Annotated in this window: 19 protein-coding genes; 7 read left to right on the plus strand and 12 right to left on the minus strand. The window is 72.0% G+C overall.

Annotated features, from left to right (window positions below; translation table 11 throughout):
• Positions 1-61: 61 nt before the first annotated feature.
• The 4 genes from ACFV9D_RS02585 to ACFV9D_RS02600 form a co-directional block, all read right to left on the minus strand.
• On the minus strand, positions 62-652 hold the full coding sequence (locus ACFV9D_RS02585; RefSeq protein ID WP_385139737.1) for a hypothetical protein: 591 nt from the start codon (positions 650-652) through the stop codon (positions 62-64).
• Between the two features lie 16 nt (positions 653-668).
• Positions 669-926, minus strand: coding sequence for a hypothetical protein (locus ACFV9D_RS02590; RefSeq protein ID WP_385139740.1), 258 nt, complete (start codon positions 924-926; stop codon positions 669-671).
• A gap of 52 nt (positions 927-978) precedes the next feature.
• The gene (locus ACFV9D_RS02595; RefSeq protein WP_385139743.1) at positions 979-1743 is read right to left on the minus strand and encodes an RNA polymerase sigma factor; all 765 of its coding nucleotides are present in this window, start codon (positions 1741-1743) and stop codon (positions 979-981) included.
• A 188-nt stretch (positions 1744-1931) separates the two neighbouring features.
• On the minus strand, positions 1932-2567 hold the full coding sequence (locus tag ACFV9D_RS02600; RefSeq protein WP_385139746.1) for a GNAT family N-acetyltransferase: 636 nt from the start codon (positions 2565-2567) through the stop codon (positions 1932-1934).
• Between the two features lie 132 nt (positions 2568-2699).
• On the opposite strand from ACFV9D_RS02600, the gene lon reads away from it, so the two are divergent.
• Complete coding sequence (gene lon / locus ACFV9D_RS02605) at positions 2700-5102, plus strand: endopeptidase La (RefSeq protein ID WP_385139749.1); 2403 nt, start codon at positions 2700-2702, stop codon at positions 5100-5102.
• 81 nt (positions 5103-5183) lie between these two features.
• On the opposite strand, the gene ACFV9D_RS02610 is transcribed toward lon, so the two are convergent.
• Entirely contained in the window at positions 5184-6035 is an 852-nt protein-coding gene (locus tag ACFV9D_RS02610) for a lytic polysaccharide monooxygenase (RefSeq protein WP_385139752.1), read from the minus strand.
• 199 nt (positions 6036-6234) lie between these two features.
• Entirely contained in the window at positions 6235-7056 is an 822-nt protein-coding gene (locus ACFV9D_RS02615; RefSeq protein ID WP_385139755.1) for a lysozyme, read from the minus strand.
• 216 nt (positions 7057-7272) lie between these two features.
• On the opposite strand from ACFV9D_RS02615, the gene ACFV9D_RS02620 reads away from it, so the two are divergent.
• Positions 7273-7755, plus strand: a complete 483-nt coding sequence (locus tag ACFV9D_RS02620) for a MarR family winged helix-turn-helix transcriptional regulator (protein WP_385139757.1) — start codon at positions 7273-7275, stop codon at positions 7753-7755.
• A 102-nt stretch (positions 7756-7857) separates the two neighbouring features.
• On the opposite strand, the gene ACFV9D_RS02625 is transcribed toward ACFV9D_RS02620, so the two are convergent.
• Entirely contained in the window at positions 7858-8640 is a 783-nt protein-coding gene (locus ACFV9D_RS02625; RefSeq protein ID WP_385139760.1) for a hypothetical protein, read from the minus strand.
• 374 nt (positions 8641-9014) lie between these two features.
• On the opposite strand from ACFV9D_RS02625, the gene ACFV9D_RS02630 reads away from it, so the two are divergent.
• From ACFV9D_RS02630 to ACFV9D_RS02650, 5 genes are read left to right on the plus strand one after another with little or no spacing between them, the layout of a single operon-like run.
• A complete protein-coding gene (locus tag ACFV9D_RS02630) occupies positions 9015-11840 on the plus strand; it encodes a nitrate- and nitrite sensing domain-containing protein (RefSeq protein ID WP_385139763.1) in 2826 nt (941 codons plus the stop codon).
• Positions 11837-12319 (plus strand): roadblock/LC7 domain-containing protein, encoded by a 483-nt coding sequence (locus tag ACFV9D_RS02635; RefSeq protein ID WP_385139766.1) that lies wholly within the window; start codon positions 11837-11839, stop codon positions 12317-12319. Before ACFV9D_RS02630 ends, ACFV9D_RS02635 begins: the two co-directional genes overlap by 4 nt.
• On the plus strand, positions 12316-12738 hold the full coding sequence (locus ACFV9D_RS02640) for a DUF742 domain-containing protein (protein ID WP_385139769.1): 423 nt from the start codon (positions 12316-12318) through the stop codon (positions 12736-12738). Before ACFV9D_RS02635 ends, ACFV9D_RS02640 begins: the two co-directional genes overlap by 4 nt.
• Positions 12719-13384, plus strand: a complete 666-nt coding sequence (locus ACFV9D_RS02645) for an ATP/GTP-binding protein (RefSeq protein WP_385139772.1) — start codon at positions 12719-12721, stop codon at positions 13382-13384. The genes ACFV9D_RS02640 and ACFV9D_RS02645 overlap by 20 nt, the downstream gene beginning before the upstream one ends.
• A gap of 28 nt (positions 13385-13412) precedes the next feature.
• Positions 13413-14648, plus strand: coding sequence for a styrene monooxygenase/indole monooxygenase family protein (locus ACFV9D_RS02650; protein ID WP_385139775.1), 1236 nt, complete (start codon positions 13413-13415; stop codon positions 14646-14648).
• Between the two features lie 78 nt (positions 14649-14726).
• On the opposite strand, the gene ACFV9D_RS02655 is transcribed toward ACFV9D_RS02650, so the two are convergent.
• The 5 genes from ACFV9D_RS02655 to ACFV9D_RS02675 all read right to left on the minus strand — a co-directional run bounded on the left by ACFV9D_RS02655 (position 14727) and on the right by ACFV9D_RS02675 (position 19954).
• Positions 14727-16196 carry a hypothetical protein gene (locus ACFV9D_RS02655; RefSeq protein ID WP_385139777.1) on the minus strand — a complete coding sequence of 490 codons (1470 nt, stop codon included), beginning with the start codon at positions 16194-16196 and terminating at the stop codon, positions 14727-14729.
• 150 nt (positions 16197-16346) lie between these two features.
• On the minus strand, positions 16347-17774 hold the full coding sequence (locus ACFV9D_RS02660) for an NlpC/P60 family protein (RefSeq protein WP_385139780.1): 1428 nt from the start codon (positions 17772-17774) through the stop codon (positions 16347-16349).
• Positions 17775-17851: 77 nt separating this feature from the next.
• Entirely contained in the window at positions 17852-18193 is a 342-nt protein-coding gene (locus tag ACFV9D_RS02665) for a hypothetical protein (RefSeq protein WP_385139783.1), read from the minus strand.
• Between the two features lie 10 nt (positions 18194-18203).
• Positions 18204-18926: a TetR/AcrR family transcriptional regulator gene (locus tag ACFV9D_RS02670; RefSeq protein WP_385139785.1), complete on the minus strand. Its 723-nt coding sequence runs from the start codon at positions 18924-18926 to the stop codon at positions 18204-18206.
• A 92-nt stretch (positions 18927-19018) separates the two neighbouring features.
• On the minus strand, positions 19019-19954 hold the full coding sequence (locus ACFV9D_RS02675) for a diiron oxygenase (protein WP_385139788.1): 936 nt from the start codon (positions 19952-19954) through the stop codon (positions 19019-19021).
• Between the last annotated feature and the right edge of the window lie 54 nt (positions 19955-20008).

Genomic DNA, 20008 nt, shown 5'->3' on the forward strand with positions numbered 1-20008 from the left:
TCGGCCGACGGTCGGCGGTTCACGCGACGGCCGACGCCGAGGCAGGGGCGGCCGACCGGAGTCAGTGGCCGGTCGGCGGGCCGCCGTCGGGCAGCGCCGCGAAGACGCGTTGCAGCGCCGTCGGGCGCTCGCCGTCCGCGGCGACGACGACCCGGTGGTCGTACGAGATCACGTACCTGAAGCCGTCGTACACCGGCTTCCCGCTCGGCCGTGCGGGCACCTTGGAGTAGGCCGGGTCCTCCAGCGCCGCGCGCAGCTCCGCCACTTCGGCGGGGGTCATGCGGCCGGTCCGTGGCGGCTTGGTGCCGGTGCGGGTCGTGTAACTGCCGTCGTAGTGGACGATCAGCTGGTTGGAGACGCCGGCGAGACCGCCGTCGACGTTCACCTCGACGAGGACCTCCCGGGGGCCGGGCTCCTCGTCGTTCGTCACGGTCCCGTCCGGACCGGTCGGGACGGGTGGGGCGGGGACGGTCCCGGTGCCGGGCGGCGGAGGCTTCGCGCTTCCGTCCGGGGTCCCTCCCTGGGTCGCCACCGGTGGCGGAGGGGTGCCCTGGTCGCTGCACCCGGTCACCGCCAGCACCGGTACCAGCACCGCCGACGCGGCCCAGAGCACCGCGTACCGCCTCCTGCGCACCACGTCCCTGAGCACCATGGCTCCGAGCATGCCCTCAGCCGATCCTGTTGACCAGAGCCGCGTGCAGGGCGTCGAGACGGGGGCCGTGCGGCCCGCCGCGTACCGCGAGATCGACGGCGTCCACGCAGGCGCGGCACCGTTCGAGATGGGCCTCGGCATGGCCGAGGACGTCGGGGGAGAGCTCCCCGCGGGCGTACAAGGCCACCCAGCGCTCGGGGAGATGGCGGTGGTCGGGGCCCGGACCGGGCGAGGTGGGGGCCGGGCTGGTCGTGGGGGGCGAGAGCTCGGTCATGCGAGGGCTGCTTTCGGGAGTGGCGGCGTGTGCGTCGGGGCGAGGGAGCGGGTCACGGGCGGGGGCGCGGGACCCGCTCCCGGTCCCGGTCCTTGTCCCTGCCCCGGCCATGGGCTCGGTCCTGGACGTCGTACGCACCTCCTCCCAACGCGTCGTCGTCCGGCGTCTCCGCGTCCCGCTGGGCCGCGAGCCACTCGCGCAGGCGGGCACAGCCGCGGGCGGCGCGGGCCTTGACCGTTCCCTCCGGGACGGCGAGGCGCTCGGCGGTCTCACGGACGCTGCACTGCTGGAGGTAGCGCAGCTCGATCACCTCGCGCTGCGGTGCGGGGAGCCCCGCGAGGGCGAAGGCTATGGCGGCGTAGCGGGGCGAGGAGGCGAGCAGGCAGTCCTCCGCGGAGGGGGCCGTCCGGGCGGAGGCGGGGGTGTGCTCACGGGCCCGGTCCTCCAGGGCGCGGTGGCGGCCCGCCGCGCGTTCGAGGTCGATCGCGCGGCACTGGGCTATTCGCCGCAGCCAGGCCGGAACGCTGCCCTCGTGGAAGCCGGACGCGCTCTTCCACACCGTCAGGAAGGTCTCCTGGACGGCGTCCTCGACGGTCTGGGCGGGGAATCCGCGGTTGAGCAGATACGCGAAGAGGGCGCCGGCGTGCCGGGCGAACAGCCGCGACAGGGCGTCCTTGTCGCCGTCGGCGACGGCGTGGACGAGGTGGGCGTCGCACGAGTCCTCCTCGGCACGGCCCACGTCGCCTCCGGCGGGTGGTGGTCCGCCGGGGTTACCGTCCTCGATGCACTGCCCGCACCCGGGGTAGCTGGTCGTCACGACGACTGAACGCACGGGGTGGACCCGGAGGTTGCAGTTCCGCGCACCTTTCCGTCACCATCCCGGAGCGCCGGGCGCACCGGGGGGCGCACGGCGCTCCGCCCCGCGCCCGCCCGCGGCCGCGGCGGAGTTCGGGTGCGGCCCGGCCACGCCGACCCCGCCCCTCGCCCCCGCCCCCCGCCCCCTCGTCAGGCGTCCCGCACGATCCCCGTCAGCGGGCCCTCGTGGCGCCAGCCCAGGGTGTCGTAGAGCGCCAGGCCGTCCGTCGTCGCCGAGAGGACTCCTGTCACGGCTCCCGCCTGTGCGGCCGCCGCCTCGATGGTGCGCATGACGTTCGCGCCGAGGCCGCGGCGGCGGTGGTCGGGGTGGGTCTCGATCTGGTCGGCGACCGCCGTCGCGCCCGTCGGGGCCATCTGGCCGCGGGCGGCGAGCGTGCCGTCCGGTGCCACGATCCGGACCCGAATCACCCCGTCCCGGGTCTCCGTCGTCCGCGCGTACCCCTCCGGCGCCGGCGGCCGCGCACCCGCGTCGAGCGCCTTGGTCATCATGAAGCCGGGATCGTCCGGGATGGTCCATCCCGGGGTGATCCACTCCTCGACCTCCTCCGGCCCGGCCATCACCTTCAACCAGGCGTTCGGCTCGGTGATCTCCGCGCAGAGCTTGCCCACGGACACCGCGTCCGGCGCCGGCAGCACATGCCGGAAGACGTGCGTCGGCAGGCCGACGTCGATCCGGTAGCCCCAGGGTTCGACGACGGCGGGCGGGGTGCCCCGCGAGACGGTCCAGCCGGCCACCCATGCGGATGTAATAGACGCCATATCCATGGAGGTATTACAAGGCGGGTGCTCCGCCCCGCGCCAGAGGTGATCGCTCAGAGCGAACGGGGGCGGGGGAACATTCGGCGGGGCGCGTGCATTGAGTCCACATAGCTCAACTTGACTGCCGAAGGGGAGATCATGGCTTCGACGTCCTCACCGCTCACCCTGCCTGTGCTGCCGCTCGACGACGAGGTCGTGCTGCCCGGAATGGTGGTGCCGCTGGACCTGTCCGACAACGACGTACGCGCCGCGGTGGAGGCCGCCCAGGCCGCCGCGCGATCCGATACGGGCAAGCCCAGGGTGCTCCTCGTGCCCCGCATCGACGGCACCTACGCCGGGACCGGCGTCCTCGGCACCGTCGAGCAGGTCGGCCGGCTGTCCGACGGCGACCCCGGCGCGCTCATCCGTGGTCGCGGCCGCGTCAGGATCGGCGCCGGTACGACCGGTCCCGGTGCGGCCCTGTGGGTCGAGGGCAGCGTCGTCGAGGAGACCGTGCCCGAGCCGCTGCCCGGCGCCGTGACCGAACTGGTCAAGGAGTACAAGGCACTGGCCACCAGCTGGCTGAAGAAGCGCGGCGCGTGGCAGGTCGTGGACCGGGTCCAGCAGATCGACGGCGTCTCCGCGCTCGCCGACAACTCCGGCTACTCCCCCTTCCTCACCGTCGAGGAGAAGGTCGAACTCCTCGAGACCGCCGACCCGGTCGCCCGCCTCAAGCTCGCCACGGCGCAGCTGCGCGAGCACCTGGCCGAGCAGGACGTGGCCGAGTCCATCGCGAAGGACGTCCAGGAGGGCGTCGACAAGCAGCAGCGCGAGTTCCTGCTGCGGCGCCAGCTGGAGGCCGTACGCAAGGAGCTGCGCGACCTCAACGGCGAGACGGAGGGCGACGAGTCCGACGACTACCGGGCCCGGGTGGAGGCCGCCGACCTGCCCGAGAAGGTGCGGGAGGCCGCCCTCAAGGAGGTCGAGAAGCTGGAGCGGTCCAGCGACCAGTCCCCGGAGGGGTCCTGGATCCGCACCTGGCTCGACACCGTCCTCGAACTGCCGTGGAACGAGCGGACCGAGGACCAGTACGACATCCAGGGCGCGAAGACCGTCCTCGACGCCGAGCACGCGGGCCTGGAGGACGTGAAGGAGCGGATCACCGAGTACCTGGCGGTGCGCAAGCGGCGCGCCGAGCGCGGTCTCGGCGTGGTCGGCGGCCGGCGCGGCGGCGCCGTCCTGGCGCTCGTCGGTCCGCCCGGCGTCGGAAAGACCTCCCTGGGCGAGTCCGTCGCGCACGCCATGGGGCGGAAGTTCGTCCGCGTCGCGCTCGGCGGCGTCCGGGACGAGGCGGAGATCCGCGGCCACCGGCGTACGTACGTCGGCGCGCTGCCCGGCCGGATCGTCCGGGCCATCAAGGAGGCCGGGTCCATGAACCCGGTGGTCCTGCTCGACGAGATCGACAAGGTCGGCTCCGACTACCGCGGCGACCCGGCGGCCGCTCTCCTGGAGGTGCTGGACCCGGCGCAGAACCACACCTTCCGCGACCACTACCTGGAGGTCGAACTGGACCTCTCCGACGTCGTGTTCCTGGCGACGGCGAACGTCCTGGAGGCCATCCCGGAGGCGCTGCTCGACCGGATGGAGCTGGTGCGGCTCGACGGGTATACGGAGGACGAGAAGGTCGTCATCGCCCGTGACCACCTGCTGCCGAGGCAGCTGGAGCGGGCGGGCCTGGAGCCCGGCGAGGTGGTCCTTGAGGACGCGTCCCTGCGGAAGCTGGCGGGGGAGTACACCCGCGAGGCGGGCGTACGGAACCTGGAGCGGTCCATCGCGCGCCTGCTGCGCAAGGTCGCGGCGCAGCACGAACTGGGCGACCGGGAGCTGCCGTTCTCGGTCGGTGTGGACGATCTGCGCCGACTGATCGGACGCCCGCACCACGTGCCCGAGTCGGCCCAGGACCCGGCCGAGCGGCGCACGTCGGTGCCGGGTGTGGCGACCGGGCTCGCCGTCACGGGCGCGGGCGGTGACGTCCTCTTCGTGGAGGCGTCGCTCGCGGACCCGGAGACGGGCGCGGCGGGGCTCACCCTGACGGGCCAGCTGGGCGACGTGATGAAGGAGTCGGCGCAGATCGCGCTCTCCTTCCTGCGCTCGCACGGCGCGGAGCAGGAGCTGCCCGTGACCGGTCTGAAGGACCGGGGCGTGCACATCCACTTCCCGGCGGGCGCGGTCCCGAAGGACGGCCCGAGCGCGGGCATCACGATGACGACCGCGCTGGCCTCGCTGCTCTCCGGCCGGCTCGTCCGGACGGACGTGGCGATGACCGGTGAGGTGTCGCTGACCGGCCGGGTCCTCCCGATCGGCGGCCTGAAGCAGAAGCTCCTGGCCGCCCACCGCGCGGGCATCACGACGGTCGTGATCCCGAAGCGCAACGAGGCCGACCTGGACGACGTCCCGGCGGAGATCCTGGAGAAGCTGGAGGTCCACCCGGTCACGGACGTCCGCCAGGTCCTGGAGATCGCACTCTCCCCGGCGGAGGTCGCGGTGAGCGCGGCGGCGTAAGCCGGTTCGGTACGAGGAGCGGGGCGCCCCTTTCGTAGGGGCGCCCCGCTTCGTCGTACGTGGTCGTCGGTCAGGCGTACGTCAGGAGTTCCGGCGGCGCGCCAGCAGCAGGCTGCCCACCCCGAAGGCCGCCAGGGCGCCGGCGCCCGCGAGGGCGAGCGGGAGCGGGGACGGGGACGCCTGCGCGGTCTCGGAGGAGAGGGCGGGGGCCTGCTCGTCTCCGCCGTGGCCCGCGTGGCTCACGGTGGAGCGGTCGGCGCCCGCGGCGATCTTCGCCTCGCTCGGGGCCGAGGCCGCCGTCGTACCGCCGAAGGTGACGTCCGAGCAGCTGTAGAACGCCTCCGGGCTGTCGTTGCGCTGCCAGACCTTGTAGACGATGTGGCGGCCGGTGCGGGCGGGCAGGGTGCCGGTGAAGGTGTAGTGGCCGTCCGTCGCGGTGCGGGTGGTGGCGTAGGTGGCGACCGGGGTCGCGTCCAGGTCCGACCACTTCAGGGGCTGGGTCGGGTCGAAGCCCTGCTTGGTGATGTAGACCGTCATCGTGCCCGAGTGCGGCGCCGTCACCCGTACCTTGAAGTCGAAGGAGCCCGCCCCGACCGCCGTGGCCGGCCAGTCCGTGCGGGCCCAGTCGAGCGCCCGGTACTTCTCGCGGTTGGCCGAGCAGAGCTTGCCGTCGGGGATGACCGCCTGGTGCTGTCCGTCCGCGTTGGCGATGTTCACCTCGTTCCAGTCGTAGAGCGGCTGGGTACCGGAGTCGGCGACCAGGTCCTTGCAGACCTGCGACTTCGGCGTCTCCGGCCCCTCCGCGTAACAGGCCGCCACCCGGCTCACCGGGTTGAAGACGGCACCGTGCGCGCCGGCGGTGGACGGGGTGAGGGGGATCAGCGCGGCCGCGGACAGGGTGACGGCTGCTGCGGTGCGACGGTACGACGGCATGCGGGGCTCTCTCTCGTGCGTGGGGGAGTACGGGACGAGCAACGAGCGGGTCACGTACGGAAGTTGAAAGCCGTACGCGTCGCCCAAGAGCGTCGCATTGGTCCATACCAATGGGCAAGGGGGTGGGCGGAGAAAGGCGAAGGCGGCCTCCCGGGCGCGCCGCCGCGCACCCGGGAGGCCGCCGAAGGGGCGGTCGGGCTCAGCCGTTCGCCAGCGCTTGCACGCGCGAGAGGTCGCCGTTGAAGTGGTTGTGGTCGCCGACCGTCGGGCCGGACGAGGTGTACTGCCACATCGTGTAGTACGGCCAGCCCGCCGGGAGCGTGCCGACCGTCGACGCGTACCGCGCGATCCACAGCGGGTTGCTCGCGCCGAAGCCGGAGTAGTTGCCGGTGCACTGCGTCCACCAGCTCGTCGCCGTGTAGATCACCGCGTCACGACCGGTCCGCGCCTTGTAGCGGTTGAGGAAGTCGCGGATCCACGCGACCATCCCGGACTGCGTCTTGCCGTAGCAGGTCGCCCCGTACGGGTTCCATTCGATGTCCAGCGCGCCCGGCAGTGTCTTGCCGTCCCTGGACCAGCCGCCGCCGTTGTTCACGAAGTAGTCGGCCTGCGCCGCGCCCGTCGTCGTGTCCGGGGTGGCGAAGTGGTACGCGCCGCGGATCATGCCCACGTTGTACGAGCCGTTGTACTGCTGCGCGAAGTAGGGGTTCTTGTAGTAGGTGCCTTCCGTCGCCTTGACGTAGGCCCACTTCACCCCGCTGTTCCACAGGGTCGACCAGGCCACGTTCCCCTGGTGGCTGGAGACGTCCACGCCCTCGGTCTGGACGGCCCGGGGCGTGCCCGGGGTTCCGCTCTGTCCGTCGTGCTCGATGACGCCCATACCCATGTGGGCGGAGCCGCGCGGGGGCGCGGCCTCGGTGTCGGCCGCGTTCGCCGGACCGGAGAGGGTGAGGGGGAGAAGGAGGGCCAGGGCCGCGAACGCGGCGCCGGCGAGAGTCTTTCCGGATCTGTGCACGGGCATTGCGTGCCTCCGAAAGGCGGTGGGGGTGGAGACATGACCTGGTATGGACATGTCAGCGAAGCCGCTGGGGAAGACGCTACGCACGTAGACCCGCCCGACGGAAGGGGGCCTGGGTGCTGCCGTTGGTCTACGCCTGCGAAATACTGGAGGAGCTGCGGCGATGGCCGCGGCCGAAAGAAACTTTCAGCGACCGGAAAGCGCGCGAGGGGTGCTGACGTGCACGGAAGCGGTACGGGGAGTGAAGGCGAGCCCACCGGCAGGAGTGGTGTGGACCAGGAATTCCTCGCCCTGGAACGTGAACTGGCGGTCTTTCTGCGGCGCGCCCGCTCCCAGTCCGGCGAGATGGCCCGCGAGGTCCACCCCGAACTGGAGCCCGCCGCCTACGGCCTGTTCGTACGGCTCGACGACACCGGCCCGCAGCGCGCCACCGATCTCGCCGGCTACTTCGGCGTCGGCAAGGCGACGATGAGCCGCCAACTGCGCGCCCTGGAGGAGCTCGGCCTCGTCGCCCGCGACCCCGACCCGGCCGACGGGCGCGCCTCGCTCGTGCGGTTGACGGAGGAGGGCAGGAACCGTTTCCGACGCGTACGGGACGCCCGGCGCGGGCGGTACGTCCGCAAGCTCGCGGACTGGGACCGGGGCGAGGTCGCCGAACTGGCCCGCCTGCTCCACCAGCTGAACACCCGCGCGGAGGGCTGAGGCCCGGACGGCCGGGTGGTCGGGCGCTGCAATCCGGTCCGCAGCCGCCGGTTCGCGGAGAGCGCCCGTCCGCGTCCGCCGGAGCTCCGCCGGCAGCTCCGCCTACAGCTCCGCGTACACCGCCGTCGCGTCGTCGTGCAGCTTCCAGCGGCGGCTGCCGCCCGCCACCTCGTCCTCCGCCTCGAGCGCCCGGACCCGCGCGAGCAGCCCGTGCGCCCCCTCCTTCCTCAGCACCCCGAAGCAGTCCGCCCAGCCGCCCTGCTCGAACAGCTCCACCCACCGCGTCGCTCCGTCCGTGAGCGCCGCCAGCGCCCGTACGGCCGACCGGGGCGTCGTCCCCGTCACCGCGCGCCGTGCCACCTCCGGATCCGCCGCGGCCGTGAAGAAGCCGCCCTCCTGGTTCCGCAGACGGTCCGTCGCCTCCAGGGAGCGGCGGATCTCGTCGGGGATCCGGTCGAGACGGTCGTCGAGCACCGCCCGTACCGACCCGTCCGGCGCCTCGAGGAGCAGCGCGGAGTCCGAAAGGACGAGATGCTCGACCGAGGTCGCGTCCCAGCGGGCCATCGCGACGGTCGCCTGCGGAGTGCGTACGTGAGAAAGGTCACAGGTGTCCCGGTGGGCATCCGCGGTGCGCCGGATTGCCATGGCCAGGATCTCGGACAGCGTCAGATCGGGGCGCGAAGCGGATAGTTCGGTCAATGCGCCGCCGAGGTGCGCGGTGAACCAGGGCACGTCGTGCACACAGCCGTCGTCGCCGGCGGGCGGTGTCACCCCGTCGAGCACCACGACCGCTCCGCCCCCGCCGTACGAGGGGAGAGCCGTCGCCGCCCAGTCCTCGTTGGGGCGTTCGGGGCTGCCGGGGAGGGTGACCGCTTCGGTGCGCATGATCCTCAGTCTGCCCCCGGGCCGAGCCGGCCTGCATCACTCCTTCACAGCGTCTCCAAACGGCCGAATCTGGCCTGTACCAACCCTCCGAGGGGTGCGCGCAAGACGGAAGGAAGGCCTCCGGGAAGCTGCGGGCGGGCATCCTGCCAAAGCCCGCGCGGAAGATCCAACCGGCACACCGCACGGGCGCGGGAAGCCCCTCGCGCGAAGTTGTTCGCCAACTCATGAGTGATGTTCACTCGTTCGGGTGGCGGAGCGGCCGATGCGCGTCCCCTTCCCAAAAGCGCTGGAATGGTCGGAAGCCGTACCAGGGGTGGGGGCGCTCTAGCGTGTGACCGGTCGTCACCTCTGCTTCATGGGCGGACGAGTCGAGAATGCGAGCACCGGTGCAGAAGAAGCGGCCTCGGAGCAACAACGGCACGCGGAGCCAGACCCCCGGTGACCCGCTGACCACGGGCGGGGCCACGGGCTCCGACGCCGGTGCCTCCGGCGTTCCCGCCGTGCCCGCCGGGCGACCCAAGCGTGTCCGCAACCGCCTGGTCGCCGGTGTCGCCCTCGTCGGCGTCACCGTCCTCGCCGCCGGCGCCCCCGCGATCCTCACCGCCTCCGGCGAACTGAACGACTCCCAGAGCCTGGTCACCCTCGCCGAGCTGGACCGCCAGGCCGTCACCCTCGCGCACTCGCTCGCCGACGAGCGCGACGAGGTCGTCGCGTACATCGCCGCGGGCCGGGACGAGCAGCAGGGCGACACCGAGAAGAAGCGGCAGATCACCAGCGCCCGGTCCACCCGGGTCGACCGGCAGATCGACGAGATCCGGCCCGCCGCCCCCGCCGAACTCCGTCGCGACCTCGCGGACCTGTCCGCCGTCCGCCGTACCGCGCTCACCGGCAAGGGCACCGCCCTGGAGGCCCACAAGGCGTACTCGGACGTCATCGCCAAGCTCCAGGACCTCGCCGACGAGCTCGCCGAGCAGACCCCCGCCCGCGCCGCCGAGGCCACCAGGGCCCCCGCCGCGCTCGGCCGCGCCGTCGAACAGGCCTCCGCCGCCCGCGGACTGCTCCTGGCCGCCCTCGCCGTACCCCAGCCCGAGTCCACCGGCACGCACTACGACCCGATCACCGGCACGTACGTCCCCGACGAGCCGGAGGGCGCGGACGAGGCCGACCGTGCCCGCGGCGCCCTGACCGCCGCAGCCCAGCAGGCCCGGGTCCGCGAACTGGCCTCCCTCGCCGACTTCGACCAGGCCGCCACGGCCGCCGGCCGCGACTCCCTCGCCCACACCGTGACGGGCCCCGACGTCAAGAGCGCCGAGCGCTACCTGACCGGGCTCACCGACCAGCCGACCCTCACCAAGGCCGAGCGGCGCACCGACCCCGAGAAGCTGGAGGCCGCGCTCTCCGCCCGTATCGAGCAGATGCGCGGCGTCGAGTCGGCGCTCGCCACCGAGCAGGTGGAGCGCCTCGCCCAGCTCCGCGACGACGACGTGACCGCCCTCGAACTGCGCATCGCCTTCCTCGGCGGCTGCCTGCTGGTCGCGATCGGCATCTCCACCTTCGTCGCCCGCACCCTCACCCGCCCGCTCGCCGTGGTGCGCATCGGCGCCGCGCGGCTCGCCGCCGCCCCGGAGACCGAGGAGCCGGTCCGCTTCACCGGCCGCAACGACGAGTTCGCCCAGGTCGTACGGTCCCTCAACACTCTCCAGGGCAAGCTGGCCGCCCTCGCCCGGCGCACCGAACAGCTCGACAGCGAGCGCGCCGACCTGGCCGGCGCCCGGGACTCCCTCGCCACCGAGCTCGCCGCCCAGCGCGCCGAGCTCCAGGGCCACACGGCCCTCCTCACCGCCGAACTCGAGCGACTCCGGCACACCGTCCAGCACACCTTCGTCAACCTCTCGCTGCGCAGCCTCGGTCTGGTGGAGCGCCAGCTCGGGGTCATCGAGAAGCTGGAGGAGCGCGAGCAGGACCCGGACCGGCTGGCCACCCTCTTCAAGCTCGACCACATGGCGACCGTCATGCGTCGCCACAGTGAGAACCTCCTGGTCCTCGCCGGCCACGAGCACGTCCACGGCCACCCCGGCGCGGTCCCGCTCGTCGACGTGCTGCGCGCCGCCGTCAGCGAGATCGAGCGGTACGAGCGGGTCACCATCCAGTCCCTGCCGCCGCACGCCCAGATCGCCGGCTTCGCCGCGGACGACCTCAGCCACCTGGTCGCCGAACTCCTCGAGAACGCCACGTCCTTCTCGCCGCCCGACGCGCAGGTCCAGCTCTCCGGCTGGCTCCTGGAGAGCGGCGAGGTGATGCTCTCCGTCCAGGACGAGGGCATCGGCATGACCGAGTCCCGGCTCGCCGAGCTCAACGCGCGGCTCGCCGAGGCCGACCCGGCCGACTCCGCGGGGGAGGGGCTCGGCATCCGCGTCACCGCCCTGCTCGCCGCCCGCCACGGCGTACGGGTGCAACTGCGCGAGCAGAAGCAGGGCGGCATCGCGGCCGTGATCGTGCTACCGCTGCCGCTGCTTCCGACGGCCCCGCCGACCGCGGTCCCGCCGGTCGTGTCGGTCGCCGGCTCTGCGCCCACCCTGAACCTCCCGGGCTCGGTCGCCGAGGCGAACTCCAACGCCTTGCCGTCCCGTACCAGGGACCCCCTCGTGGAAGCCGCGGAGCAGGCGTTCGCCGAGGCGGAGGCGGCCGGCGAAGTGGCTCCCGAGGCGACTCGCGAGGCGACTCCCGAAGCGGACGCGGCAGTTCCCGAGCCGGACGCGACTCCGGACGCCGTCCCGGACGAGGCCTCGGAGGTCATCGAGGTCCACGAGACCCCCGAGGTCCCCGAGGCGGAGGCTCCCGAGCCCGCCCCGGAGCCGTCGGTGGCCGAGACGACCCTCCAGGTCCGCCTCCCCGACCCGCCGCCCGAGCCCGACACCCACGAGCGCGCACCGGAGGAGACCGAGCCGGTCGCCCAGCGCCTCACGGACAAGGGCCTGCCCAAGCGCACCCCGAGGGTCGTCCGCCAGGCCGACGCCCCCGCCGCCCCGCGCACGGGCGGCGTGGACGCCGAGGCGCTGCGCCGCAGGCTCGGCGGCTTCCAGCGCGGAGCCGAGGAGGGGCGCCGGGACGTCGAGGCGGAGATCGGAGCCGTACAGAACACGCAGACCGCACGTACCGAGGAGAAGACGGGGGACACAGTCGAGGAGGCACGCAGTTGACTGCGACCGGAACATTCGGACTGAGCAGGGAAGCCCGCAACCTGCACTGGCTGCTGGGCAACCTCGTCGAGGAGGTGCCCGGTGTCCGCTCGGTCGCCGTCGTCTCGTCCGACGGGCTGCTCCTGCTCTCGTCCGACCCGGCGGTCCAGAACGCCGCGCCCGCAGAGGACCGCCCGACCGGCCCGCGCGGATCCAGCGCCGACCTCGCCACGATCGTCTCGGGCATCGGCAGCCTCACCATCGGCGCGGCCCGGCTGATGGACGGCGGCGGGGTCAAGCAGACCATGGTGGCCATGGAGGAGGGCAGCGTCTTCGTCATGTCGATCAGCGACGGTTCGCTGCTCGGTGTGCATGCCGAGCCCGACTGCGACATGAGCGTCGTCGCCTACCACATGGCGCTCTTCGTCGGCCGCGCCGGACATGTACTCACCCCCGAACTCCGCAGTGAGCTGCGCAAATCGATGGAGAGCACCCAGTGACGTCTGCGTCGTCGGCCTTTCACACCCACAAGCTGCCGGTACGAGGGGAAGGCCGGCGCCCCGCGCGCGTGCGCCCGTACTCGCTCACCGGCGGCCGTACCCGCTTCGGCCACGTCCTGCTCGTCGAGACCTTCGTCGCGGCCCTGGAGGGATCGCCCGGGAGGAAGGTGCTGACGGGCGGCGGGCCGGCCGCGCGCGGGCTCATGCCGGAGATGCGGGCCATCGTCGAGATCTGCCGCCGGATGCGTACCGTCGCGGAGATCTCGGCGCTTCTGAAGATGCCGTTGGGTGTCGTCCGAGTGCTGCTCAGCGACTTGGCCGACCAGGGAAAGATCCGTGTGTACGGGACCGGTCACGGCACCGGCCAGCCCGACCGCGCGCTGCTCGAAAGGGTGCTGAGTGGACTCCGCCGTCTCTGAAGCCGCTGCCCCGGCCCTCGCCGGAATCCCCGCCCAGCCCGCACCCCAGGACGCGGGCACCGAAGAGGGCGCGCAGGACTGGCAGCTCGACCACACCCGGGCCCCGATCGCGACCAAGGTCGTCGTCGCGGGCGGCTTCGGGGTCGGCAAGACGACCTTCGTCCGGGCCGTCTCGGAGATCACTCCGCTGCAGACCGAGGCCCTGATGACCCGGGCGAGCGAGGATACCGACGATCTCGCCGCGACGCCCGACAAGCTCACCACGACCGTGGCGATGGACTTCGGCCGGATAACCCTCGACGACGACCTCGTGCTGTACGTCTTCGGTACGCCGGGACAGCAGCGCTTCTGGTTCATGTGGGACGACCTGGTGCGCGGCGCGATCGGCGCGATCGTGCTCGCCGACACCCGCAGGCTGACCGACTGCTTCCCCGCGCTCGACTACTTCGAGAGCTGCGGGCTGCCGTACATCGTCGCGGTGAACCACTTCGAGGGCACCGAGCTGTTCGAGGCCGAGGACGTCCGGGAGGCCCTCACGGTGCCCCCGCACGTACCCGTCGTGATCATGGACGCGCGCAAGCGGTACAGCGTGATCGAGTCCTTGCTCGCGATGGTCGCGCACGCGCTCGAAGCCACCCCTGAATAGCCTGATCGACGCGTAAGGAACCCCCTCCATGCGGAAGATACTCATCGTCGGAGCCGGCCAGTCCGGTCTCCAGCTCGCCCTCGCACTGCAGTCGCAGGGGTACGAAGTCACCCTCATGTCCAATCGCACGGCGGACGAGATCCGGTCGGGCCGGGTCATGTCCACCCAGTGCATGTTCGACACCGCGCTCCAGCACGAGCGCGACCTCGCCCTGAACTTCTGGGAGTCCCAGGCCCCGCGGATCGAGGGCCTCGGCGTGTCGGTGGCCGCCCCGGACAGCTCGCGCGCGATCGACTGGGTGGGGAAGCTCGACGGCTACGCGCAGTCCGTCGACCAGCGCGTGAAGATGGCCGGCTGGATGGAGACCTTCGCCCAGCGCGGCGGTCAGCTCGTCATCCACGGCGCGGCAGTCTCCGACCTGGACTTCTTCTCCCGCACGTACGACCTGGTCCTCGTCTCCGCCGGCAAGGGCGAGCTGGTCTCCATGTTCGGCCGGGACGCGTCCCGTTCCCCGTACGGCGAGCCGCAGCGCGCGCTGGCCGTCGCGTACGTCCACGGCCTGGGCCCGCGCCCCGAGCACCCGGACTTCGACGCCGTGCGCTGCAACCTGGTCCCCGGCGTCGGCGAGCTCTTCGTCATGCCGACCCTGACGACCTCCGGCCGCGCCGACATCCTCTTCTGGGAGGGCATCCCCGGCGGCCCGCTCGACGTCTTCCAGGGCGTCAAGGACCCCTCCGAGCACCTGGCCCTGACCCTGGAGCTGATGGAGAAGTTCACGCCCTGGGAGTACGCGCGGGCCACCAAGGTCGAGCTGACCGACGCCAACGCCACGCTGGCCGGCCGCTACGCCCCGACCGTGCGCAAGCCGATCGGCCGGCTCCCCGGCGGCGGCCTGGTCCTCGGCGTCGCGGACGTCGTCGTCGCCAACGACCCGATCACCGGCCAGGGCTCCAACTCGGCCTCCAAGTGCGCGGCCGCCTACCTCGCCTCGATCGTCGAGAACGGCGACAAGCCCTTCGACGAGGCGTGGATGCAGGCCACGTTCGACCGGTACTGGGACACCGCGCAGCACGTCACCAAGTGGACGAACGCGATGCTCGGCGTCCCGCCGGAGCACGTCCTGAACCTGATCGGCGCGGCCGGTCAGCTCCAGCCGGTCGCCGACCGCTTCGCGAACGGCTTCAACGACCCGGCCGACTTCGAGAACTTCTTCTTCGAGCCGGAGAAGACCGCCGCCTACCTGGCCTCGGTCGCCGGAGCCTGACGGGCCGCTGACGAGGGGTCCAACGGTGGCCGTGGTGTCATCGGTGACCGTTGGATCGCCCATGCGTTCCGGGGAGCGCTACGACGCCGGAGTCTTGAGCAGGGTCGCAAAGGGTACGGCGGTGGAGGTGTCGACGTAGAACACGCCGTATCTTTCCTTTTCCCTTTCGCTTTCCTCCTGTGCTCTTATGGCGGCGGCTTCGTCTTCTGGTATGAAATCGGCAGAAGATGACATGGAAGTGGTCATGCTTGAGTCCTCCTTGTCCAGCCACCATTCCGCAGTGACGTACACGGGCCGGCGTGTCACATTGATGATGTTGTTGTTGTGACGCAGTCTTCCGCGATGAGACGAGAACAAGAGGTCCCCACACGCTTCGGGAGGGCAGTAAACCATCCCGTCCTCCTCGTCCCATGACTGGTGCTCGATCAAGAATTCGTCGTCGATTCTCCCTCGGTCCTTCCGCATGGCTTCCATGCCGAAGTAGACCTCCACCCAGTCGTACTTGGCGTTCTTCGGTATCCGGATCACCTTCTCCTTCTTGTACTCTTCACCGGGCTCGAGCCAGCTGCCTGGACTGTGGAACCGTCCGGCGCTTATGGTCTGCGAGACCGGTGTCCCGGCATGGAGTTGTGCGTCGAATCTCCCCTCCATGGCCTCCTTTCGCCCCTTCAGTCCCCCCTTGACCTTGGTGGATTTCGCCGAGTACCCGTAAACGGAGTAGTCGTCGTTGATGATGTATGTCGCAACCTTCCCGACGTTTTGTACGTGAAGTGTCAGTGGGAGGTGGACAATCGAACGGACGGGGTCCGGTCTCGGTGTTCCGAACTGGGCCGTCAGCTTGAGGAGGGCCGGCGTGGAGTTGGGTTGATACACCGCTGAATACGCCAGATTGACCGTGGCCAGGAGCGCCGTGGCTGCCGCTCCGGCGGCGAATCTGTGCGGTTGGGGAATTCCCCTCCATGCTTTTTGGCGGAGGAGGAGCCACAGTGCCCACAGGGACCAGAACCAGAGCGGGAGATACATCAGGAGATAGGGGGTGTACTCCCTCTCCTGGAGCCACATGAAAAGCAGGAGCGAGGTGGTGGCCAGGGCGATGAGCACCCCGAGCAGGACCACGCCTCCCGTGTACTTCGAACGGCGTTTGCCCCAGTAGTCGAGCACGGCAAGTGCCGCCACCCCCGCCACGGCGCCGGAGAGGATGAACAGGAAGCCGGTCAGTCGCTGCGAGAAGGTCAGCGCTCCGAAGGCGTCCGGGATGCCGATGCGGACGAGCAGGACCATGGAGCCGAGGAGTCCGGCGATCAGGAGCGTGCTGGTGACGCGTCTGCGCCACGTGTGGTCCGGCCACGTCTCACTGCCCCCTCCGCGCCAGGAGACGGACGGATGGTCGCGCACATCGATGTCCTTCGGGTAGCCGAGGCGCCACAGAATTCTCCGCATCCCCCGCAGCGACCACGCGCTCCCCACGGTCGCGCCGCTGACGCTGATCCTGCGCAGCCCGCGGCTGTCGGGCGGCTCCACCACCACCTTGGTCCCGTTGTTCTCCATGCAGCCAGGCTCAAGCCTCAGTGAGGGCCCCGCCATCCGGATTACGCTGACCGGCGGCGGCCGACGCCTCGGTGCGCGGCCCCGGAACCCGCAGGCAGAACGCCCCTGGACTCCTGGGCCGGCCTCCCTGACCCGGAGAGGCCCGGCGGCCTAGCCGGCCTCGGCCGACGGGGCCCGAGCCCCGGCGTAGCCCTCGTCCGTGCCGTCCGTCGCCCCCTCCGGGAGCGCGGGCGGCGCGTACGTCTCCAGGGCCTTGCCGGCCGGGTCGGGACGGACCGCTCCCAGGAGCGGGTTGGCGGCGATCGGGGAGACCTTGACCTTCGCCCCCGGGCGCGGGGCCTGCACGACCAGGCCGTCGCCGAGGTAGATCGCCACATGGGTCGCTTCGGGGAAGTAGATCACCAGATCGCCGGGGCGCAGCTCACGCAGGGATACCTTGGGCAGCGTCCGCCACTGTTCCTGGCTGGTCCGTGGGATCTCCCGGCCGGCGCTCGCCCAGGCCTGTGAGGTCAGCCCCGAGCAGTCGTACGACTCCGGCCCCTCGGCGCCCCACACGTACGGCTTGCCGATCTGCCGCACCGCGTACCGCAGCGCCTCCCCGCCCTCGCGGGTGGGGGTCCGGTCGACGTCCAGGACGCCGGATTCGAGGAGCTCGCGCTGGGCCCCCGCGGTCTGGGTCCGCTCCAGCTCGGTCAGCCGGGCGAGCTGGTCGGGGGAGAGGGAGGCCAGCAGCATCTGGACGTCCTTCAGCCGGGCCTGGACGTCGGCGCTCTGCTTCTTCTGCCGCCCGGCGAGCGTCTGCTGACGGTCCAGGGCCTGGCGTGACCGGCTGGCGAGCGCGTCCGCCTTCTTCTCCGCCTCGGTGAGGCGGGTGACGGTACCGGCCCGCTCTCGGGCCGCACGGGCCATCAGATGCCCCTGGTCCAGGGCGTGCTGGGGATCGTCGGAGAGCAGCAGCCGCAGGTAGGAGGAGAATGACGAGGCCGTGGCCCGCCCCTGGTACTGCTCCCGCGCGAGCCGCCCGGCCGCGTTCCGACCCCGGGCGAGCGCCTCGCGGGCGACGGTGAGGGCGGCGGTGACCTTCTTGGTGTCGGCGGCCTGGAGCCGCAGGGCCTCGTCGGTGGCGTTGAAGGTCTCGGTGGCCTGCTCGGCCTGGCGGTAGAGGGTCCGGAGCCGGCCGAGGAGGCTCGCGACGGAGTCCCCGCCGGGGGGCGGGAGTTCGGCGGCGTCGTCGAGGGGGGTGCCGTCGGCGGGGTCGGCGGCGGGGTCGGTCCCGTCGGCGGGGGCCGCCGGATCGTCGGCATCGCCCGACTGCTCGGCCGGGGTCTCGCCGGGCGGGTCGAGGGGGAGTTCACCCGCGTCGGCCGACGGTGCGTCCGGGAGCTCGCCCGGGGTCTCCCGGGCCGCGTCGCCCGAGCCGTTCGCCGGTGGGTCCGTCCGCCCCTCCGCCGGGGCATCGGCCGGCGCCTCCACCGAGGGGTCCACCGGATCGTCGGCGGTCGCCGCCGGAACCCCCGCCAGTGCCGTCGTCGCGGCGAGCATCCCCGTGCAGACCGTGCGCAGCAGCCTTCCTGACACGTCATCACCTCCACGGAGATGATGCGCGGGCCCGGTCGTGCGATGAGCTCACAAAGGGGCGATTCGGGCTAAGCGGCTCACCCCTTCGGCTGGGACCCCGGCTCGGACCCCGGCTCGGACCCCGGTCCGGACCCGGCCTCGGGACCCGGCTGGGGTCCCGGCTTGGACCAGGGCCACTTCAGCTCGTGGCGCTCCCGCCCCTCGGGGGCGTACTCGTAGACCCAGCCGCGCGGGAGCCCGAGCCGCTTGGTGTGCCCGGCCGGTTCGCGGCGGTACGCGTAGACCGTCGGCGGCCCGCCGTCGGCGTCCGGCACCGGTACCTCGTACCACTTCGGCGGATGTCCGGTCGGTCCGACGAGGACGGGCAGGACCCGGCCGTCCAGGGGCCCGCCGCGAAAGGGGGTGTTCTCGCTTCTCACGCCCCCAGTCTCATATGAGGTGTGCGGCCTCGCTCACCACGGGGGTCACGCGGCGCGCCAGCGTGCCCACCGGCCCCTCCGCGGTCTCCTGCGCGAGGAGCCGCTTGACGACCGCCGACGTCTCCTCGTCGGTCGCCGCCGTGGCCGCGAGCAGCGCGATCAGATGGTCGACGAGCCAGTCCCGCAGCTCGCCGGCGGACGGCTGCTTGTCCTCGTCGAGCCAGATCAGGGAGGCCGCCTCCACCGCCGCGATCCAGGTGCGGACCATCATCCGCAGCCGGGGGCCCGGCTCGTCCACCCCGAGGTGGACGAGGATCTGCTCGGCCGCGGCCCGGCGCACCTCGTCGACGATGGCGGTGGTCCGGGAGGTCTCGGCGACGCTGCCGCCCTGGAGCAGGGCGCTGAAGCCGGCGTCGTGCTGGTCGACGAAGGTCAGGTACCGGTCGAGGACCCGGGCGAGGCGTTCGGTCGGCGGTCCGACGGGCGGCTCGGCGAAACACCGCTCCAGCTCGTCGGCGGAGGAGCGCAGCGCCGCCTCGTACAGCTGCTGCTTCCCGCCGGGGAAGTAGCGGTAGACGAGCGGCCGCGAGACGCCCGCCGCCTCGGCGACGTCGTCGAGGGAGACCTCGTCCGGGGCCCGGTGGGCGAAGAGCGTCAGGGCGGCGGCGAGCAGCTGCAGCCGCCGCTCCTCGACGCTGAGCCGGCGGTACGCGGGCGAGGCGGCACTGGTCATGCCTCGCAGGGTAACTCCGCGAGACGACACGCAGGCGACGAGCGGGCGCCCGCCGCCCCGGGCAGCCGCCGCCCCGTGCGGCTGGCGGCCGCTCACGCCAGCAGGCCCGAAGACTTCCAGAGGCGGCGCCCCGGGCCCCGCAGGACGCCGATGTCGTCGAGGAAGTCGGTCAGCCGCTTCGCGCCCGACTGCATGACCTCGCGGCGGTGGCCGCTCGCGCGGACCTCGGCGACGGCCCGGCGGCGGTCCAGGCCGACGTTCTCGTACACCTTGGGGTTGATGAAGCAGGTGGAGAAGACACGGGCTGCCTCGCCGCAGCTGAGTCGGGTGAACTCCTGCTCCCAGCGGGGCGCGGTCATCATCTGGCGCCGCAGCTCCTCGCGGGCGTAGCGCACATGGCGTGCCTCCTCCACGACGTGGATGCGGGTCACCCCGCGCACCAGGGTCTGGACGCGCTCGTCCGGGAAGGTCAGGCGCTGCATCCAGTCCAGGATCTCCTCGCCGAGAAGGGTCGCGGCGAAGGAGCCGGGGGTGGTGGAGACGGTCTTCAGGACGCGGGCCAGGTTGTGGTAGATCCGCGGCACCGGGTAGGCGGGCGCGCCGCCCTTCTGGATCATCCGGGCGAACATCATCGAGTGCCGGCACTCGTCGGCGATCTCAGTGAGTGCGTACCGCACGTGGTTGCTGGTCAGGGACTTGTCGTAGATGTGCCGCACGAGCAGTTGCATCAGGATGATCTCGAACCAGATGCCGAGCGAGGCGAGCGACGCCGCCTCGTGCCGGGCCAGGTCCATCCGCTGCTCCTCGGACATCGTCCGCCACAGCGGGGTGTCGTACAGGGACACCAGCTCCGGCGGCCAGAACCACTTGCCGTCCTCGACCGGGGCCTCCCAGTCGAGTTCGCTCTCGGGGTCGAAGGAGTGCTTGAGGGAGGACTCGAGCAGCCGTGCCGCGACCTGTTCCCGGTCGCGGAGGGGGCCCAGGGCGTCCCGGAGGAGAGTGAAGTCGTGCTCGGTCCGAGTGGTCATGACGGGGAGACACCTCGCTGTGCACGCGGTCGAGTTACCAGGGGTCGCCTCTTA

The sequence above is a fragment of the Streptomyces sp. NPDC059875 genome (assembly GCF_042731085.1).
Classification (GTDB): domain Bacteria; phylum Actinomycetota; class Actinomycetes; order Streptomycetales; family Streptomycetaceae; genus Streptomyces.

Bases quoted from the DNA above. Each gene is read 5' to 3' on its own strand.
- ACFV9D_RS02585 (WP_385139737.1), bottom strand. From the start codon at position 652: ATGGTGCTCAGGGACGTGGTGCGCAGGAGGCGGTACGCGGTGCTCTGG.
- ACFV9D_RS02590 (WP_385139740.1), bottom strand. From the start codon at position 926: ATGACCGAGCTCTCGCCCCCCACGACCAGCCCGGCCCCCACCTCGCCC.
- ACFV9D_RS02600 (WP_385139746.1), bottom strand. From the start codon at position 2,567: ATGGATATGGCGTCTATTACATCCGCATGGGTGGCCGGCTGGACCGTC.
- lon (WP_385139749.1), top strand. From the start codon at position 2,700: ATGGCTTCGACGTCCTCACCGCTCACCCTGCCTGTGCTGCCGCTCGAC.
- ACFV9D_RS02610 (WP_385139752.1), bottom strand. From the start codon at position 6,035: ATGCCGTCGTACCGTCGCACCGCAGCAGCCGTCACCCTGTCCGCGGCC.
- ACFV9D_RS02615 (WP_385139755.1), bottom strand. From the start codon at position 7,056: ATGCCCGTGCACAGATCCGGAAAGACTCTCGCCGGCGCCGCGTTCGCG.
- ACFV9D_RS02625 (WP_385139760.1), bottom strand. From the start codon at position 8,640: ATGCGCACCGAAGCGGTCACCCTCCCCGGCAGCCCCGAACGCCCCAAC.
- ACFV9D_RS02630 (WP_385139763.1), top strand. From the start codon at position 9,015: ATGCGAGCACCGGTGCAGAAGAAGCGGCCTCGGAGCAACAACGGCACG.
- ACFV9D_RS02650 (WP_385139775.1), top strand. From the start codon at position 13,413: ATGCGGAAGATACTCATCGTCGGAGCCGGCCAGTCCGGTCTCCAGCTC.
- ACFV9D_RS02655 (WP_385139777.1), bottom strand. From the start codon at position 16,196: ATGGAGAACAACGGGACCAAGGTGGTGGTGGAGCCGCCCGACAGCCGC.
- ACFV9D_RS02670 (WP_385139785.1), bottom strand. From the start codon at position 18,926: ATGACCAGTGCCGCCTCGCCCGCGTACCGCCGGCTCAGCGTCGAGGAG.
- ACFV9D_RS02675 (WP_385139788.1), bottom strand. From the start codon at position 19,954: ATGACCACTCGGACCGAGCACGACTTCACTCTCCTCCGGGACGCCCTG.